The sequence below is a fragment of the Nonomuraea aridisoli genome (genome assembly GCF_003236395.1).
Taxonomy (GTDB): Bacteria; Actinomycetota; Actinomycetes; order Streptosporangiales; family Streptosporangiaceae; genus Nonomuraea; species Nonomuraea aridisoli.
In genome coordinates, this window is sequence record NZ_POUD01000050.1 from 25,765 (window position 1) to 42,713 (window position 16,949).

15 protein-coding genes are annotated in these 16,949 nt (G+C 71.9%); 12 read left to right on the top strand and 3 right to left on the bottom strand.

The features are described from left to right. Window positions 1-95: 95 nt before the first annotated feature. On the top strand, window positions 96-1,325 hold the full coding sequence (locus tag C1J01_RS14670) for a GNAT family N-acetyltransferase (RefSeq protein ID WP_111179513.1): 1,230 nt from the start codon (window positions 96-98) through the stop codon (window positions 1,323-1,325). A gap of 35 nt (window positions 1,326-1,360) precedes the next feature. Continuing rightward, window positions 1,361-1,507, top strand: a complete 147-nt coding sequence (locus C1J01_RS49830; protein WP_181448750.1) for a hypothetical protein — start codon at window positions 1,361-1,363, stop codon at window positions 1,505-1,507. On the opposite strand, the gene C1J01_RS14675 is transcribed toward C1J01_RS49830, so the two are convergent. Beyond that, on the bottom strand, window positions 1,504-1,971 hold the full coding sequence (locus C1J01_RS14675) for a ribose-5-phosphate isomerase (protein WP_111179514.1): 468 nt from the start codon (window positions 1,969-1,971) through the stop codon (window positions 1,504-1,506). The two genes, C1J01_RS49830 and C1J01_RS14675, sit on opposite strands and share 4 nt — an antisense overlap. Window positions 1,972-2,061: 90 nt before the next feature. Here C1J01_RS14675 and def point away from each other — a divergent pair, with 90 nt between their 5' ends. Continuing rightward, complete coding sequence (def, locus tag C1J01_RS14680; protein WP_111179515.1) at window positions 2,062-2,547, top strand: peptide deformylase; 486 nt, start codon at window positions 2,062-2,064, stop codon at window positions 2,545-2,547. Between the two features lie 9 nt (window positions 2,548-2,556). Further along, on the top strand, window positions 2,557-3,288 hold the full coding sequence (locus tag C1J01_RS14685; protein ID WP_111179516.1) for an SDR family oxidoreductase: 732 nt from the start codon (window positions 2,557-2,559) through the stop codon (window positions 3,286-3,288). Between the two features lie 55 nt (window positions 3,289-3,343). Here the strand turns inward: C1J01_RS14685 and C1J01_RS14690 are convergent, their stop codons facing one another. After that, window positions 3,344-4,747 carry an aldehyde dehydrogenase family protein gene (locus tag C1J01_RS14690; protein ID WP_111179517.1) on the bottom strand — a complete coding sequence of 468 codons (1,404 nt, stop codon included), beginning with the start codon at window positions 4,745-4,747 and terminating at the stop codon, window positions 3,344-3,346. Between the two features lie 127 nt (window positions 4,748-4,874). Continuing rightward, complete coding sequence (locus C1J01_RS14695; protein WP_111179518.1) at window positions 4,875-5,495, bottom strand: mycothiol-dependent nitroreductase Rv2466c family protein; 621 nt, start codon at window positions 5,493-5,495, stop codon at window positions 4,875-4,877. 91 nt (window positions 5,496-5,586) lie between these two features. Between C1J01_RS14695 and pepN the strand changes: the two genes are divergently transcribed. The 8 genes from pepN to C1J01_RS14735 form a co-directional block, all read left to right on the top strand. Next, window positions 5,587-8,124, top strand: a complete 2,538-nt coding sequence (pepN, locus tag C1J01_RS14700; RefSeq protein ID WP_111179519.1) for an aminopeptidase N — start codon at window positions 5,587-5,589, stop codon at window positions 8,122-8,124. 149 nt (window positions 8,125-8,273) lie between these two features. Next, window positions 8,274-9,491 carry an ROK family transcriptional regulator gene (locus C1J01_RS14705; protein ID WP_111179520.1) on the top strand — a complete coding sequence of 406 codons (1,218 nt, stop codon included), beginning with the start codon at window positions 8,274-8,276 and terminating at the stop codon, window positions 9,489-9,491. Then, complete coding sequence (locus C1J01_RS14710; protein WP_220039916.1) at window positions 9,488-10,366, top strand: carbohydrate ABC transporter permease; 879 nt, start codon at window positions 9,488-9,490, stop codon at window positions 10,364-10,366. Before C1J01_RS14705 ends, C1J01_RS14710 begins: the two co-directional genes overlap by 4 nt. Then, window positions 10,359-11,165: a carbohydrate ABC transporter permease gene (locus C1J01_RS14715; protein ID WP_111179521.1), complete on the top strand. Its 807-nt coding sequence runs from the start codon at window positions 10,359-10,361 to the stop codon at window positions 11,163-11,165. Before C1J01_RS14710 ends, C1J01_RS14715 begins: the two co-directional genes overlap by 8 nt. 11 nt (window positions 11,166-11,176) lie before the next feature. Continuing rightward, window positions 11,177-12,439 carry an ABC transporter substrate-binding protein gene (locus C1J01_RS14720; protein WP_111179522.1) on the top strand — a complete coding sequence of 421 codons (1,263 nt, stop codon included), beginning with the start codon at window positions 11,177-11,179 and terminating at the stop codon, window positions 12,437-12,439. 39 nt (window positions 12,440-12,478) lie between these two features. Continuing rightward, window positions 12,479-13,564 carry a glycoside hydrolase family 15 protein gene (locus C1J01_RS14725; RefSeq protein ID WP_220039917.1) on the top strand — a complete coding sequence of 362 codons (1,086 nt, stop codon included), beginning with the start codon at window positions 12,479-12,481 and terminating at the stop codon, window positions 13,562-13,564. Next, a complete protein-coding gene (locus C1J01_RS14730; RefSeq protein ID WP_111179524.1) occupies window positions 13,561-15,780 on the top strand; it encodes a glycoside hydrolase family 31 protein in 2,220 nt (739 codons plus the stop codon). Before C1J01_RS14725 ends, C1J01_RS14730 begins: the two co-directional genes overlap by 4 nt. A gap of 45 nt (window positions 15,781-15,825) precedes the next feature. Beyond that, a partial coding sequence (locus tag C1J01_RS14735; RefSeq protein ID WP_146615592.1) for a serine/threonine-protein kinase occupies window positions 15,826-16,949 on the top strand: 1,124 nt, incomplete at its 3' end.

The following is a 16,949-nucleotide window of genomic DNA, read 5'->3' on the forward strand; positions in this document are numbered from 1 at the left end:
CACCCATGTTTGGGCAGCCCACTTGACCAACGCCTTGATCGCTAAGCACGGATATTCGGTGGCCCACCCGCTTTGCCCGCTCCTACCGTGGACAGATGACGTTTCCCATCCGTCCGATCGCCGAGTCCGAGTGGCCGGACCTCACCCGCGTCCTCGAAGAGGCGTTCGGCTGGACGCCGCATCCCGAGCAGTCCGCGCGCTTCAAGGCGCAGACCGAGTTCGACCGCACGATCGGCTCCTTCGACGGCGACCAGCTGGTCGGAGCGGCCTCCGCCTTCAGCCTCACGATGACCGTCCCGGGCGGGCCGCTGCCGGTCGCGGGAGTCACCTCGGTCAGCGTGCTGCCGTCCCACCGGCGCCGGGGCGTGCTGTCGTCCCTGATGCGCAGGCAGCTCGCCGACGTGCGTGAGCGCGGCGAGCACGTCGCCGCCCTCTACGCCTCCGAAGCCTCCATCTACGGCCGCTACGGCTACGGCCGGGCCAGCAGCGAGCTCTCGTTCCACCTGCGCAAGCCCGATGCGGCGTTCGTGCGCGACTGGCCGCAGGACCCCTCGCTCAGGCTCAGGGTCGTCAGGCCCGCCGACGTCCGCGCCGACCTGGAGAAGTTGTTCGCCTCCGTCGTGACCCGCCGCCCCGGCCGCTACGAGCGCCCCGAGACGGTCTGGGACTCCGTGCTGGCCGACGAGGAGTACGACCAGCGCGGGGCGGGCCCGCTGCGCTCGGTGCTGGCCGAGGACGACGGCGGTGTGCGCGGTTACGCCCTCTTCCGCGTGAAGATGTCCTGGGACGCCCACGGCCTGCCCGACGGCGAGCTGAAGCTCCAGGAGCTGGAGGCGGCCGACCCCGCGGCCTACGCCCTGCTGTGGCGCAGCGTGCTCGAACGCGACCTGGTCTCCCGCGTGGAGGTGGGCGGCCGCCCGGTGGACGACCCGCTCATCGCGCTGCTGGCCGACCAGCGCCGGCTGCGCGCCGAGGTGACGGACGAGCTGTGGGTACGCCTGGTCGACGTGGACCAGGCGCTCGCCTCCCGCGCGTACGCGGTGCCCGTGGACGTGGTGCTCGAGATCGAGGACGACGTGTGCCCGTGGAACGCGGGGCGCAGGCGGCTCACCGCCGGCCCGTCGGGAGCGGTGTGCCGTCCGGTGGACGACGCGCCGGACGTGACGCTGCCGGTGGCCGCGCTGGGGTCGGCGTACCTGGGCGACGGCCGGCTCGGTGAGGGGCTGCAGGCGGGGCTGCTGCGCGAGCACTCCCCCGGCGCGGTGCGGGCACTGGCCGCCGCCCTGTCGTGGAGCCCGAAGCCGTGGTGCGGGCTGACCTTCTGAGAGCGCGGGGCCTGATTCCGGCGTAGTGTCGGGTCATGGCGCTGCAGAGTCTTCAGATCACCGCGGTCGTCGCCATGCGCGCCCGCGACGTTTCGCGGCCGTCGAAGGAGCAGCAGGAGGCCGCCGATCGGCGGCCCCTGCGCGACGAGATGCCGAGGCGCGATTCCCGGCGCAAGGGTTAGGGCAGCGAGGGCAGCTGGCCGATCGTCTCGTAGCTGGTGAGCTGGGCGATCCGCCGGCTGTGGCGCTCACCGCCGGAGAAGGCGGTGTTGAGGAAGATCTCCACGAAGCGGGTGGCCTCGTCGGTGGAGTGCATGCGGGCGCCGACGCTGACGACGTTGGCGTTGTTGTGCTCGCGGCCCAGGCGGGCGGTGTCGTCGCTCCAGGCCAGCGCGGCGCGGATGCCGCGCACCTTGTTGGCGGCGATCTGCTCGCCGTTGCCCGATCCTCCGATGACCACGCCGAGGCTGCCGGGGTCGCCCGCCACGCCCTCGGCCGCCCGCAGCACGAACGCGGGATAGTCGTCCTCGGCGTCGTAGACGAAGGGACCGCAGTCGATCACCTCGTGGCCGTGGTCCTTCAACCAGGACACCAGGTGGTTCTTCAGCTCATAGCCGGCATGGTCGGCTCCGATGTAGACACGCACGTCTCCAGTCTTCCACAGCCCCGGCGATGCGGCTCGCCGACTAGAGTAAGGGCCTGTACGCCAATCCAGTCCTTACGGAAGCAGAGAGCCATGCGAGAGATCCGCATCATCGGCGACCCGGTCCTGCGCACGCCCGCCGAGCCGGTGACGGACTTCGACCGCGAGCTGCGCCGGCTGATCGACGAGATGTTCGAGGCCATGTACGCGGTCCAGGGCGTGGGCCTGGCCGGCCCCCAGATCGGGGTCTCCCGCCGGCTGTTCGTCTACGACATCAGCGGGCGCAAGGGCCATGTGATCAACCCGGTCCTGACCGTGGACGACCCGGAGGAGGTGCTCGACGAGGAGGGCTGCCTGTCGGTGCCCGACCGCCGGACGCGCCGGCCGATCTACGCGACCGTCGGTCGCGCCGCGGGCGTGACCGTCGAGGGCATCGACCGGCTGCAGCGGCCGGTGCGCGTCAAGGCGCGCGGCTCGCTCGCCCGCTGCTTCCAGCACGAGACCGAGCACCTCGACGGCAAGCTGTACATCGATCGCCTGCCGCGAAACGAGGCCCGCTCGATCATGTTGCGCGCGTAGGTTGGCGGCATGAGCGTACTTTCCGGCAAGGGCGCGGTGGTCACCGGCGGATCCCGGGGCATCGGCAGGGCCGTCGTGGAGCGGCTCACCCGTGACGGCGCGCAGGTCGTCTTCTGCTACCGCAGCTCCGAGGAGGCGGCGCGGAAGGTCGCCGAGTCGACGGGCGCGCACGCCGTACGCGCCGATCTGGGGAGCAGGGCCGATCTGGAGCGGTTGTTCGCCGAGGCGGAGGCGCGGCTGCCGGGCCTCGACATCCTGGTCAACAACGCCGCCACCGGCGAGGGGCACAAACCCGTCGCCGACCTCACCGACGACGACTACGACCGGGTGTTCGCGGTCAACACCAGCTCGGTCTTCCTGGCCCTGCGGTGGGCGGCGCGGGTGATGCGCGACGGCGGGCGCATCATCACCGTGTCCACGCTCAACACCAAGGTGCCCGCGCCCGGCCTGTCGCTCTACTGCGGCAGCAAGGGGGCCGTCGAGCAGTTCACCAAGGTGGTCTCGCGCGAGCTGGGCGGGCGCGGCATCACGGTCAACACCGTCTCCTCCGGCGCCACCGACACCGACCTGCTGCGGGGCGCCAACCCGCCGGAGGCGCTGGAGCGCACGCCGGCGTTCACCGCGCTGGGGCGGCTGGGCCGTCCCGACGACATCGCCTCGGTGGTGGCGTTCCTGGCCGGCCCCGACGGGCGCTGGGTCACCGGGCAGAACCTCCTGGCGACCGGCGGCCTGTACGTGTGACGGCGTGACGGCTGCCGCGGTGCGGCGAGCCCCACACCCGCCGCGCCCGCGAGCGCTACAGCTGCAGCGCCTTGACCTCCAGGTACTCCTCGAGTCCGTGTTCGCCGAGCTCGCGCCCGACGCCCGACTGCTTGTAGCCGCCGAAGGGGGCGAGGGGGTTGAACCGGCCGCCGTTGACGGCGACCTGGCCGGTGCGCAACCGGCGGGCGACCGCGAGCGCGCGGTCCTCGGTGGCCGCCCAGACGGCGCCGGCCAGGCCGTACTTCGTGCCGTTGGCGATCTGCACGGCCTGCTCCTCCGTGGTGTACGGGATCAGCGACAGGACCGGCCCGAAGATCTCCTCCTGCTCGATCGTCATGCCGGGCTCCACACCGGCGAAGACGGTCGGCTCGACGTAGAAGCCGCGCTCGTGCGGCCGTTCGGTGCCGCCGGTCACCAGCCTGGCGCCCTCTTCCTGGCCCCGGTTGATGTAGCGGACGACGCGGTCGCGCTGGACCGCCGACACCAGCGGGCCGATCTTGGTGGACTCGTCGAACGGGTCGCCGACGCGGTAGCCATGCGCCAGCTCGACGGCCAGGCGCACGGCCTCGTCGTAGCGGTCGCGGTGGACGAGCATGCGCGACCAGGCCGAGCACGTCTGGCCGGCGTTGACGAAGCAGTTGGCGACGCCCACCTTGACGGCGAGGTCGAGGTCGGCGTCGGGCAGGATGATGTTGGCCGACTTGCCGCCGAGCTCCAGCGCGACCTTCTTGACCGTCTCGGCGGCCAGCGCCGCGACCCGGCGGCCGGCGGCGGTGGAGCCGGTGAAGGAGACCATGTCGACGTCGGGGTGGGCGGCCATGGCCTCGCCGACGACCGGGCCGCGCCCGCTGACCAGGTTGAACACGCCCGGCGGCAGGCCCACCTCGTCGAAGATCTCCGCCAGCGCGTACGCGGCCAGCGGCGCCACCTCGCTCGGCTTGAGCACCACGGTGCAGCCGGCGGCCAGCGCGGGGGCCACCTTGCAGACGATCTGGTGCAGCGGGTAGTTCCACGGGGTGATCGCGGCGACGACCCCGACCGGCTCCTTCACCACCAGTGAGTTGCCGACCCGGGTCTCGCGGGGATGGCTCTCGGCCAGCTGGGCGTAGGAGCTCAGGACGGTGGCCGGCATGAGGGTCTGCACCCTGAGCGCGAAGGCCAGCGGGGAGCCCATGTCGGTCGCGATCGTCTCGGCCATCTCCTGCGAGCGCTGTTTCAGCAGCTCGGCCGCTTCGCCGAGCAGCTTGCCACGCTCGGCGGCGGCGCTCTGCGACCAGGCCGGGAACGCTCGCCGGGCGGCTTCGACCGCCGCTTCGACATCGTCGGGTGAGCCCGCCGGCACCCGGTCGATGATCTCTTCCGTGGCCGGGTTGACGACCTCGATGGGCTCGTCCGATGCCGAAGCGGTCCAGGAGCCGCCGATGTACAGCTGACGCATGGTCCCATCCTGACAGTCGTACGGGAGACAATGCGAGAGCTCGTCGCGACCCGGGGATAAGCCTTTTCCACCGGTGCCGGCTTATCCCCTGCCGAAAACGTCCCTATTTCACTTTAAAAGGGATATATCACTCGAACGTCGGCCGCTTGGTGCGCGTGCGCTTCAGCTCGAAGAAGTCGTCGAACGACGTGACCGCGAGCACGCCGTCCCAGAGCCGGCCCGCCTCCTCGCCGCGGATGACCTTCGTGATGACCGGCCCGAAGAAGGCGTTGGACCCGACGCGGATGATCGGCGTGCCGACCTCCTGGCCCACCAGGCCGATGCCCTCGTCGTGGGAGGCGCGGATCGTGGCGTCGTACTCCTCGGAGCGCATGGCGTCGGCGAGGCCGGTGTCGAGGCCGGCGTCGGCGAGCGCGCCCTCGATGACCTCCCGCAGCCGCTCGGGCTCCTTGCTCAGGCCCTGGTTGTGCAGGCGGGTGCCGATGCCGGTGTAGAGCTGGCCGATGACCTGCTCGCCGTGCTTGGCGGCGGCCGCGGCGATCACCCTGACCGAGCCCATGGCCTTGGCGGCCCTTTCGAGGTAGTCGGCGGGGACGTCCTTCTCCTCGTTGAGGAAGTACAGCGACATCTGCCGCCAGCGCGGCTCGATGGGGCGTACCTTCTCGACCTCGAGCAACCAGCGGGACGTGATCCACGCGAAGGGACAGGAGGGATCGAACCAGAGGTCCACGGGCATCTTCTCAGTCATGTGTGGCCATAACCTGAGGTGGTTCTAGTCCTATTCCCTGGCCATGACAGGATACGGACAACCCCGACGAAGTGGTGAAAAGGAGCGCATCTTGGCAGGCAACCTGACCCGGGAGGAAGCGCGCGAGCGCGCCCGGTCGCTGAAGGTCGAGTCGTACGACGTCGCCCTCGACCTGACGAAGGGGGACGAGCGCTTCGACAGCGTCACGACGGTCCGCTTCACCAGCGCCACACCGGGCGCCTCGACCTTCATCGACCTGCACGGCGCCGTCGTCCGCAAGGTCACGCTCAACGGCGAGGACCTCGACGTGGCGGCGTACGACGCGGAGAAGGGCCGTTTCCCGCTGCCCTCGACGGCGGCGTCCAACGAGCTGCGCGTCGAGGCCGACTGCGCGTACATGCGCACCGGCGAGGGGCTGCACCGTTTCGTCGACCCGGTCGACCAGAAGGTCTACCTGCACAGCCAGTTCGAGACGGCCGACGCCCACCGCATGTACGCCTGCTTCGACCAGCCCGACCTCAAGGCCACGTTCCAGCTGACCGTGGTGGCGCCGGGCGACTGGGAGGTCGTCTCCAACGCCGCCGCCTCCGGCACCGAGGACGCCGGCGCGGGTGCCAAGCGGTGGACGTTCCCCCCGACGCCGGTCATGTCCACCTACATCACCGCGCTGGTGGCCGGGCCGTACCACAAGGTGACCTCCGAGCACGACGGCATCCCCCTGGGGATCTACTGCCGGGCCTCGCTGTCCGAGCACCTCGACGCCGACAACATCCTCGAGGTCACCCGGCAGGGCTTCGACTTCTTCCACCGGGTGTTCGGCGTGCGCTACCCGTTCGGGAAGTACGACCAGCTCTTCGTGCCCGAGTTCAACGCCGGCGCGATGGAGAACGCCGGCTGCGTGACCTTCCTGGAGGACTACGTCTTCCGCTCCCGGGTCACCGACGCGAGGTACGAGCGGCGCGCCGAGACGATCCTGCACGAGATGGCCCACATGTGGTTCGGCGACCTCGTCACCATGCGCTGGTGGGACGACCTGTGGCTGAACGAGTCGTTCGCCACCTACATGTCCGTGCTCGCCCAGGCCGAGGCCACACGGTGGGGCAAGGGCTCGTGGACGACGTTCGCGAACGTGGAGAAGGCCTGGGCCTACCGCCAGGACCAGCTGCCCTCCACCCACCCCATCGCCGCCGACATCCCCGACATGCAGGCGGTCGAGGTCAACTTCGACGGCATCACGTACGCCAAGGGCGCCTCGGTGCTCAAGCAGCTCGTCGCCTACGTGGGCCTGGACAACTTCCTGGCCGGCGTGCGCGACTACTTCGCCGAGCACGCCTGGGGCAACACCGAGCTGAAGGACCTGCTCAACGCCCTGGAGCGCACCTCCGGCCGCGACCTGTCGGCCTGGTCGAAGGAGTGGCTGGAGACCGCCTGGGTCAACACGCTGCGCCCCTCGTTCGAGGTGTCCGAGGGCCGCTTCACCTCGTTCGAGGTGCTGCAGGAGGCCCCGGCCGACTACCCGACGCTGCGCTCCCACCGCGTGGCGATCGGCCTCTACTCGCTCCAGGACGGCCGGCTGACCCGGACGAAGAGGGTCGAGCTGGACGTGGTCGGGGCGCGTACGAAGGTGGCGGAGCTGGTCGGCGAGGAGCAGCCCGACCTGGTGCTGCTCAACGACGACGACCTGACGTACGCCAAGATCCGGCTCGACGACGGCTCGCTGCGCACGCTGGTCGACGGCGGCATCGCCGCGTTCACCGAGTCGCTGCCGCGCGCCCTGTGCTGGTCGGCGGCCTGGGACATGACGCGCGACGGCGAGATGTCCGCGCGCGACTACGTCAGGCTGGTCGTCTCCGGCGCCGGCACGGTCAGCGACATCACGGTCCTGCAGGCGGTGCTGCGCCAGGCCGTCCAGGCCGTGCAGCAGTACGCCGACCCGGCCTGGCGGGCCGAGGGCATGGCGCTGCTGGCCAAGGAGCTGCGCTCGATGTTCACCGCGGCGAAGCCGGGCTCGGACCACCAGCTCGCCTTCCTGCAGGCGTTCGCGGCGGCGGCCACCTCGGACGACGACCTCGCCTCGCTGCGGGGCATCCTCGACGGCACGGCGGTGCCCGAGGGCCTGACCGTGGACGCCGACCTGCGCTGGACGCTCGTGCACGCGCTGGTCTCCGGCGGCAAGCTCGGCGAGGCCGACATCGCGGCCGAGCTGGAGCGCGACCCCACGGCGACGGGTGAGCGCTCGGCCGCGCTGTGCCGGGCCGCGATCCCGACGCCCGAGGCCAAGGCGGCGGCGTGGGAGCGCATCGTGGGCGGCAAGCTGGCCAACCACATCGCCCGCACGACGATCAACGGCTTCCAGGACCCGCACCACCCCGAGCTGCTGGCGCCGTACCGCGAGAAGTACTTCGCCGAGGTGGGGCGGATCTACCGCGAGTGGACGTTCGACCAGGCGTCGTCGTTCGCGATCGGGTGCTTCCCCGCGCTGCTCGTCGAGCCGGCGACGGTCGAGGCCGCGAACCGGTTCCTGGAGGACGGCGAGGTGCCGCAGGCGCTGCGCCGCCTCGTCCTGGAGGGCGCCGACGGCGTGAGCCGCGCGCTGCGCAACCGCGCGAAGGACGCCGCCTCCGCCTGACGCCTCAGCGCCGCACGACAAGGCCCTCGCCCACCGGGCGGGGGCCTTTCGCATGCCCGGTTTCGGTTCGGTTACGGCGGATTGACAGAGATGTGGCATAAGGAGGATTCTTCGGAACTAACTTTACTCCTGAAGAAAGTAAGCACTCCATGGCAGGCACTGACCGCGGCGACCTCACCAGGACGGCGATCCTCGCCCTCCTGGGCACCGTCGGCCCGCTCAGCCGCACCGAGATAGCGCGCCGGCTCGACCTCAGCCCCGCCACCGTCACGCAGCTCACCCGCGAGCTCATCGGTCACGGGATGCTGGAGCAGCTCGACCTCAAGCCGTCACGCGGCGGCCGGCCGGCCCAGCGGCTCGGGCTGGTGGGCGGCGCCGGGCGGGCGCTGGGCGTGAAGGTGACGGCCGACCGCCTGGTGATCGTCGACGTCAGGCTCGACGGCGAGGTCCTGGGATCGTGGGAACGCCCGTTCGCGCCGTCCGCACGCGACGCGCTCGACGACCTGGCTGACGCGGTCGCCTCGGTGGTGCCGGACGCGGCGGCCGACCGGGCGCCGCTGCTGGGCGTCGGCGTCGGGGTGCCGGGCAGCGTCGAGGACCAGGCGGTGGGCACGGTGAACGCGCCGACGCTCGGCTGGCAGGCCATGCCGGTCGGCGAACGGCTGCGCCGCCGCCTGGAGCTGCCGGTGCTGGTCGAGAACGACGTGAACGCGCTGGCGGTGGCCGAGCGGCTGTACGGGCGGGGCCGTACGCACCGGGACTTCCTCGTGGTGACGATCGGGCGCGGCGTCGGCGCGGCGATCGTCACCGACGGGCGGGTGTACCGGGGGGCCAGGGGCGGAGCCGGCGAGTTCGGCCACCTGCCGGTGGATCCGGACGGCCCGGAGTGCGTCTGCGGCGCCCGGGGCTGCCTGGAGACGTTCGCCGGCTCGGCCGGCCTGCTGGCGGCCGCCGGCGCCGCAGGACTGCCGGTCGCCGACGCCTCCGACCCTCTCGGCGCGGTGTCGGCCCTCGGCCGTGCCGGGGCGGCCGGCGACCGGGCGGCCGCCGGCGTCTTCGCCGGGGCGGCGACCATCCTCGGCCGGGCCACGGCCGGGCTGGTCAACATCGTCGACCCCGAGGTCGTGGTCGTGCTCGGCGAGGGCACGGCCGACTGGCCGCTGTGGCACGACGGCTTCGAGTCGGGGCTGCGGTCGCAGCTGTATCCGGGCCGGCGCGACATCCCCGTCGAGGTCGAGGGCTGGGACGACACCAGCTGGGCCCAGGGCGCGGCGGCGCTGGTGCTCGCCACCCCGTTCGACGCCGTCGGCGCGGCCGGCGAGCAGGGCCGCCTGGTGCGCGCCCGGCTCATCGGAGGCCGGCCGTGAACCGCCGGGGCTGGCGCTACGCCCTGACCGTGGCGGTGTTCCTGCTGCCGAGTCTCGTCCCGCTGACCCTGTACACGCTGATCCCGATGGCCGGCTCGCTCTGGACGAGCCTGCACGAGTGGGACCTGATCTCCGAGATGCGCTGGGTGGGCCTGGACAACTACGCCGAGCTGATCGGCGACCCCGGCACGCGGGCCGCCTTCCTGCACACCCTGTCCTTCATCGCCGGCTACCTGCCCCTCGTCTACGTGGGCGGCCTCGGCCTCGCCGTCCTGCTCAACCGGCCGATGCGGGGGCGGAGCCTGCTGCGCGGCGTCTACTTCCTGCCGGTGATCACGAGCTGGGTGGTCGTCGCGCTGATGTGGAAATGGCTGCTCAACCCGGCCGGCGGCATCGTCAACTGGGCGCTCGGCCTCATCGGGGTGAGCGGGCCCGGCTGGTGGACCGACCCCGCCTGGGCGATGCCGTCGATCATCATCGCCACGGCCTGGAAGGACCTCGGCTTCGTGATGATCATCCTGCTGGCGGGCCTGCAGGCCATCCCGCGGGAGTACCAGGAGGCCGCCATGGTCGACGGCGCGACCGCCTGGCGCCGTTTCCGGCACATCACACTGCCGCTGCTGTCGCCCTCGACGTTCTTCGTGATCGTGATCTCCCTGATCAACGGCTTCCAGGTCTTCGACCAGGTCCAGATCATGACCGGCGGCGGTCCCGGCGGCGCCACGCAGGTCGTGGTGTCGCAGATCTACGACCTCACCTTCCGCTACGGCAGGGCGGGCGCGGCCTCGGCGCTGTCCTGGCTGCTCTTCGCCCTCGTCCTGCTGGTGACGATCGTGCAGATCCGGGGCCAGAGGAGGTGGGTGACCTATGGGTAAGGCCGTCAAGTACGCGGTGGTCGGCCTGGGCGCGCTGGTCATGCTGTTCCCGTTCGCCTGGGCGGTGATCACGTCGATCACGCCCGGCGAGGCGGTGCTGGCCGTGCCGCCCGACTTCACGCCGGAAGGGGCGAGCCTGGCCGCGTACGCCAAGCTGCTGGAGACGCTGCCGTTCTGGCGGATCGTGCTCAACAGCCTCTGGATCGGCGTCGCGTCCACGGCGTTGCAGCTGGTCACGAGCGCGATGGCCGCCTACGCGTTCGCCCGGCTGCCGTTCCCCGGCAGGGGCGCGTTGTTCGCGGTCTACCTGGCGACGCTGATGATGCCGCTGCCGGTGCTGGTGGTGCCGCTGTTCATCGAGATGCGCATGCTCGGGCTGGTCGACACGTACTTCGCGCTCCTGGCGCCGACCATCGCCTCGGCGTTCGGGGTGTTCCTGCTGCGGCAGGCCGTCCAGCAGGTGCCGCGGGAGTTCGACGAGGCGGCCGTGCTCGACGGCGCCGGACATTTCAGGATTTTTGCGTACGTCGTGCTGCCACTCATCCGCCCCGCCCTGGCCACGTTCGCCATCTTCGGGTTCATGGCCAGCTGGAACAGCTATCTCTGGCCGCTGATCATCATCAAGTCGCCCGAGTTCATGACGCTTCCGCTGGGCCTGGCCACGCTGCACGGCCAGTTCACCACCGAGTGGGACGTCGTCATGGCCGGCTCCGTGGTCAGCGTCGTGCCGATTCTCGTCCTCTACGTCTTCGCCGAGAAACACGTCATCGCCAGCGTCGCGCAGAGCGGGCTGAAGTAAAGGAATCACCCATGACCAGACATCGCACCATCGCCACGGCCGCCGTCGCGGTAGCGCTGCTCGCCTCCGCCTGCTCCCAGGGCTCCGCCACCAGGTCCGCGACCGGCGAGGACGGCAAGGTCACGCTGCGGTACTTCACGTTCTCGGCGGCTCCCGACCACCTCAAGGACCTGGAGACGATCGAGAAGGCGTTCGAGAAGGAGAACCCGAAGGTGGACGTGGTCGTCGAGACCTCGCCCTTCGACGAGTACTTCACCAAGCTCCAGACCAGCATCGCGGGCGGCACCGCGCCGGACACGTTCGAGCTGAACTACGAGAACTTCGTCACCTACGCCGACTCCGGCACCCTGCTCGACCTGGGCGCGGCGGGCGCGGGCGACGACACCTCGGTGTACTCCCCCGCCTCGCTCGACGCCTTCAAGCACGGCGGCAAGCAGTACGCCCTGCCCGCGTCCTTCTCCACGGTCGTGCTCTTCTACAACAAGGACCTGTTCGACAAGGCGGGCGTGGCCCCGCCCACGGCCGACTGGACGTGGGCCGAGGAGCAGGAGGCCGCGCGGAAGCTGACCGACAAGAAGAACGGCGTGTACGGCGACTTCCAGCCGGTCACGTTCTTCGAGTTCTACAAGACGCTCAAGCAGGCGGGCGGCGAGTTCCTGTCGGCCGACGGCAAGAAGGCGGCCTTCGACAGCCCGCAGGGCCTCAAGGCCGCCCGGTGGCTGGTCGACAAGGTGGGCACGACCATGCCGACGGAGGCGGAGATCGGCGGCACCGCCGACTACGACACGAACCTCTTCAAGTCCGGCAAGCTCGCCATGTGGCACAACGGCATCTGGCAGTTCGCGGGCCTGAAGGACGTGCCGTTCGAGTGGGACGTGGTCGTCGAGCCCGGCGACGCGAGCAAGGCCAGCGCGGTCTTCTACAACGCGGTCGCGGCCTCCGCCACGACGAGGCACGGCAAGGAGGCGTACGCGTGGGCCCGCTTCCTGTCCGCCTCCGACGTCGCCGCGACCACGCGCATCGCGTCGTCGTGGGAGCTGCCGCCGGTCTCCGACCAGCAGGTGCTCTCCGGCTACCTCAAGGACCCGAAGCCGGCCAACCGGCAGGCCGTGTTCGACTCGCTGGAGTCGATCGCGCTGCCGCCGGTCGTCAAGCGGCAGCAGGAGATGCAGGACGTCGTGACCGAGCAGCTCGGCGAGGCCGTCGCCGGACGCGTCGCCGTCGAGGAGGCGCTCAAGACCGCGGCGGCCGACGTCGACGCCCTGCTGAGCTAGCCACCGTCGCCCTCTTTTCTAGGCATTTCAGGAGAATCGTTGTCCCTCGTCGCGCACAGCCTCGACGTGATCACCAGATTGCAGTCCCCCACCGGGGCCTATCCGGCCTCGCCCACCTTCTCCGCCTACCGCGGCTACTCGTGGCTGCGCGACGGGTCCTTCATCGCCGAGGGGGTGAGCAGGCACGGCGACGTGGCCGGGGCCGACGCCTTCCATGCCTGGTGCGCCCGCGTCGTCGGCGACCGGGCCGGGCAGGTGGACGCCCTCGTCGCGCGGGCCGCGCGCGGCGAGGCCGTCCCCGTCTCCGAGATGCTGCCGACCCGGTTCACGCTGGACGGCGTGGACGGCGACGACGACTGGTGGGACTTCCAGCTCGACGGCTACGGCACGTGGCTGTGGGCGCTGCGTGAGCACGTCGCCCGCCACGGCCGGATGGTGCCGGCGGTGGAGAAGGGGGTGCGGGCGACCGTACGGTATCTGGCGGCGTTCTGGCACCTGCCCTGCTACGACTGGTGGGAGGAGCACGTCGAGCACCGCCATGTGGCCACGCTCGGCGCGGTCCACGCGGGCCTGCGCGCGGCCGCCGGGCTCGGCGTGCTGAGCGCGGCAGAGGAGGCCGCGGCGGCGCAGGCCGTCGCGGGCATCGAGGCGCTGGTCGCCCGGGAGGGCGTCGCGGACGGCGGCCACCTGCGCAAGTGGCTCGGCAGCGACGCCGTGGACGGCAGCCTGCTGGCCTGCGTGGAGCCGTTCGGGCTCTACCCGGCCGGCCATCCGGTGGGCGAGGCCACGGTCGCCGAGGTGGAGCGGCGGCTGGCCATGGAAGGCGGCGTGTACCGCTTCCTCGCCGACACCTTCTACGGCGGCGGGCGCTGGCCGCTGCTGTCCGGGTTCCTCGGCTGGAACCACGCCAGGGCCGGGCGGACCGCCGAGGCCCGGCGCTGTCTGGAGTGGATGGCCGCGCAGGCCACCCCCGAGGGCGACCTGCCCGAGCAGGTGCCGGACCTGCTGCTGGCGCCGGAGCGGCGCCAGGAGTGGCTCGACCGCTGGGGCCCGGTGGCCACGCCGCTGCTGTGGTCCCACGGGATGTACCTGATCCTCGCCGACGAGCTGGGAGTGCGCACATGATCCGCCATCGACCGCACGGGTCCGGGCACCCGTACGCCACCACCGAGGACCAGCGCGTACCCGCCAGGCCGCTGGACGGTGAGGAGGTGGAACTGCGGGTCCGCGCGTCGGCGGGCGTCGTGGCGGTCGTCGCCGAGTGGGCGGCCGACGGCGCGGCGCCCGTCGAGCTGCCCCTTACGCGGCGCGACACCGGATCGAAAGCAGCGCCAGGAACGGACCCCGACGGCGGGCATCTCGCCGCCGCCCAGGCCAGGGCCGCGCGCGCCGCCGCGGGCTCCTGGGCCGTGCGCACGCCCGTCCTGCGCGCCGGGCGCCGGTACGCCTACCGCTTCCGGGCCTCGCTGGCCGACGGCTCGGCGCGTACCAGCCGGTGGTTCGAGGTGTCGGCGGCGACCTGGTCGGACGGGGGCGGCACGCTCGACGTCAAGGGCGGCGACCGGGTGGTGCCCGGGAGCGTGCGGTGGCTGGCGGACGCCGACGGGCCGCTGCGCGTGCGCTTCGACCTGGAGCTCGGGCCGGACGAGCACGTCGTGGGCTTCGGCGAGCGGTTCGACGCGGTCGACCAGCGCGGCAGGCGGCTCGACGCGGTCGTGTTCGAGCAGTACAAGGGCCAGGGACGGCACGGCAGGACGTACCTGCCGATGCCGTTCGCGCTCGTGGTGGGCGGGCCGTCGAGCTGGGGCTGGCACGTGGGGACCACCCGGCGCACCTGGTACGACGTCGCGGCGTCCGAGCCCGGGCGGGTACGCGTCGAGGCCGAGGTCGGCCGCGACGGCGCCCTGGGCGTGCGCCTCTACGACGGCGACCGCCCGGCGGACGTGCTGCACGCCTTCCTGGAAGACGTCGGACGCCCCGAGGAACTGCCGTCGTGGGTGTTCCGCCTGTGGGCCAGCGGCAACGAGTGGAACACCCAGGAACGCGTGATGGCCGAGATGGACCGCCACCGCGCGCACGGCATCCCCGTGGGCGCGCTGGTCATCGAGGCCTGGAGCGACGAGTCGACGTTCACCGCCTTCCGGGGGGCCGCGTACGAACCCTCGCAGGAGCCGCACCGTCTGTCCGACTACGTCTTCCCCGCGGACGGTCCGTGGCCCGACCAAAAGGGCATGGTGGACGAGCTGCACCGCCGTGACATCAAGGTGCTGCTGTGGCAGATCCCGCTGCAGAAGATGCGTCCTCACCCTCGCCACCAGGCCGCCGTGGACGCCGGGCAGCTCGTCGAGCGCGGGTACGGCGTGCGCGAGGCCGACGGGCGGCCGTACCGCAACCGGGGCTGGTGGTTCCCGCTCGCGCTCATGCCCGACCTGTCGTCGCAGGAGGTGCGCGACTGGTGGACGGCCAAGCGCCGGTACCTGGTGGAGGAGGTCGGCGTGGACGGCTTCAAGACCGACGGCGGCGAGCACGCCTGGGGCCACGACCTGCGCTACGCCGACGGGCGCGACGGCGCCGAGGGCAACGGCCTGTTCCCCGTCCACTACGCCCGCGCGTTCGGCGACCTGCTCAGGTCGTGCGGCAAGGCGCCGGTGACGTTCAGCCGCGCGGGGTTCGCCGGCTCGCAGCCGCACGGCGCGTTCTGGGCGGGCGACGAGGACTCCACGTGGGAGGCGTTCCGGTCCTCGATCAGGGCCGGGATCACCGCCTCGGCCTGCGGGATCGTCTACTGGGGCTGGGACCTGGCCGGCTTCTCCGGCGAGGTGCCGGACGCCGAGCTGTACCTGCGGGCGGCCGGGGCGGCGGCGTTCATGCCGATCATGCAGTACCACTCCGAGTTCAACCACCACCGCAGGCCCCTGCGGGACCGCACCCCGTGGAACGTCGCCGAGCGGACCGGCGACGAGCGGGTGATCCCGGTGTTCCGGCGGCTGGCCGAGCTGCGCGAGCGGCTGGTGCCGTACCTCGCCGAGCAGGCCCGCGCGGCCATCGACGGGGGCGCGCCGCTCATGCGGGGGTTGTTCTTCGACCACCCGCGCGACCCGGGCGTCTGGCGGCGGCCCCTGCAGTACAAGCTCGGCGACGCGCTGCTGGTGGCTCCGGTGACAGAACCTGATGTTTCCGAAGTGACGGTTTACCTCCCGGACGGTGAGTGGATCGATGTTTGGACGGGACGCTCCCTGGACGGCGGCCGGGAGGTGAGCCTGCCCGCCGAGCTGGACCGTCCCACCGTGCTCTGCGCCGCCGCCCACTGGCACCGCCTGGCCTCGGTGTTCGCGGACTGAGCGGACTTGCCGGTGGGGGCTGAGCCGCGGTGTTAGCCTCGAAACGTGCTTGGCGCGGGGACCACCCTCATCGACCGCTACGTGCTCGGAGACCGCCTCGGCGGCGGCGGCATGGGCGAGGTCTGGCGTGCCGACGACCTCGTCCTCGGGCGCACGGTCGCGGTCAAGGTGCTCATCCCCGCGCTCACCGAGAACGCCGCCTCCGCCCGGCGCTTCCAGAACGAGGCCAGGGCCATGGCCACGCTCCGCCACCCGGGCGTGGTCGACGTCTACGACTACGGCACCACCGAGGTGGCGGGCCGCCGCGTCAGCTTCCTCGTCATGGAGTACGTCAGCGGCGAGTCGCTCGACCGTGTCCTGCGGCGCGGCCCGCTCGGCCCGGAGGCCACCATGCGACTGGTCGCCGAGGTGGCCGGCGCGCTGGCGGCCGCCCACGCGCAGGGCATCGTGCACCGCGACGTCAAGCCGGCCAACCTCATGGTCAGGCCCGACGGCCGCGTGGCGCTCACCGACTTCGGCATCGCCCACTCCGTCTCGGCCGGGCACCTGACGGCCACCGGCACGATGCTCTGCTCGGCCGGCTACTGCGCGCCCGAGATGGCCAGCTCCAGCGACGTGACCCCGGCGGTCGACGTCTACGCGCTGGGCGTGGTCGCCTACGAGTGCCTGACCGGGCGGCTGCCGTTCCAGGGCGACACCCCCGTACAGATCATCTTCAAGCACCTCAACTCCCCGGTCCCGCCGCTGCCCGACGACGTGCCGCCGGGTGTGCGCCACGTGGTGGAGCGGGCGCTGGAGAAGGCGCCCGAGGCGCGCTGGCCGAGCGCGCCGGCGATGGCCGAGGCCGCGCGCCGCGCGCCGGACATGCCCCTCGCCCCAACGACGGCCTCACCGACGACCCCACCGGCGACCCCACCGGCGACCGTGCCTCCGATCCCGGCCCCGGCCGCGCACCCGACGGCGCCGGTCGGGATCGACGCCTCGCGCCGCCGGCGCACGCTGCGGGTGGCGCTGACCATGGCGGCGGCGGTCGCGGTGACCGCGGGCGTGGCCGGGTCCGTCTGGCTGCGGCCGGCCGAGCCCACCACCGGCACCCAGGTGGTCCAGCCGCCGACCCTCAGCGGCACCCCCGTCGATCTCGCCCCCGCCACGCCGTCGATCGTCCGGGG

What these genes read in the sequence shown, in the direction of transcription:
- C1J01_RS14670 (WP_111179513.1), top strand. Translation starts at nt 96, where the DNA reads ATGACGTTTCCCATCCGTCCGATCGCCGAGTCCGAGTGGCCGGACCTC.
- C1J01_RS49830 (WP_181448750.1), top strand. Translation starts at nt 1,361, where the DNA reads ATGGCGCTGCAGAGTCTTCAGATCACCGCGGTCGTCGCCATGCGCGCC.
- C1J01_RS14730 (WP_111179524.1), top strand. Translation starts at nt 13,561, where the DNA reads ATGATCCGCCATCGACCGCACGGGTCCGGGCACCCGTACGCCACCACC.
- C1J01_RS14715 (WP_111179521.1), top strand. Translation starts at nt 10,359, where the DNA reads ATGGGTAAGGCCGTCAAGTACGCGGTGGTCGGCCTGGGCGCGCTGGTC.
- def (WP_111179515.1), top strand. Translation starts at nt 2,062, where the DNA reads ATGCGAGAGATCCGCATCATCGGCGACCCGGTCCTGCGCACGCCCGCC.
- C1J01_RS14695 (WP_111179518.1), bottom strand. Translation starts at nt 5,495, where the DNA reads ATGACTGAGAAGATGCCCGTGGACCTCTGGTTCGATCCCTCCTGTCCC.
- C1J01_RS14720 (WP_111179522.1), top strand. Translation starts at nt 11,177, where the DNA reads ATGACCAGACATCGCACCATCGCCACGGCCGCCGTCGCGGTAGCGCTG.
- C1J01_RS14690 (WP_111179517.1), bottom strand. Translation starts at nt 4,747, where the DNA reads ATGCGTCAGCTGTACATCGGCGGCTCCTGGACCGCTTCGGCATCGGAC.
- C1J01_RS14685 (WP_111179516.1), top strand. Translation starts at nt 2,557, where the DNA reads ATGAGCGTACTTTCCGGCAAGGGCGCGGTGGTCACCGGCGGATCCCGG.
- C1J01_RS14705 (WP_111179520.1), top strand. Translation starts at nt 8,274, where the DNA reads ATGGCAGGCACTGACCGCGGCGACCTCACCAGGACGGCGATCCTCGCC.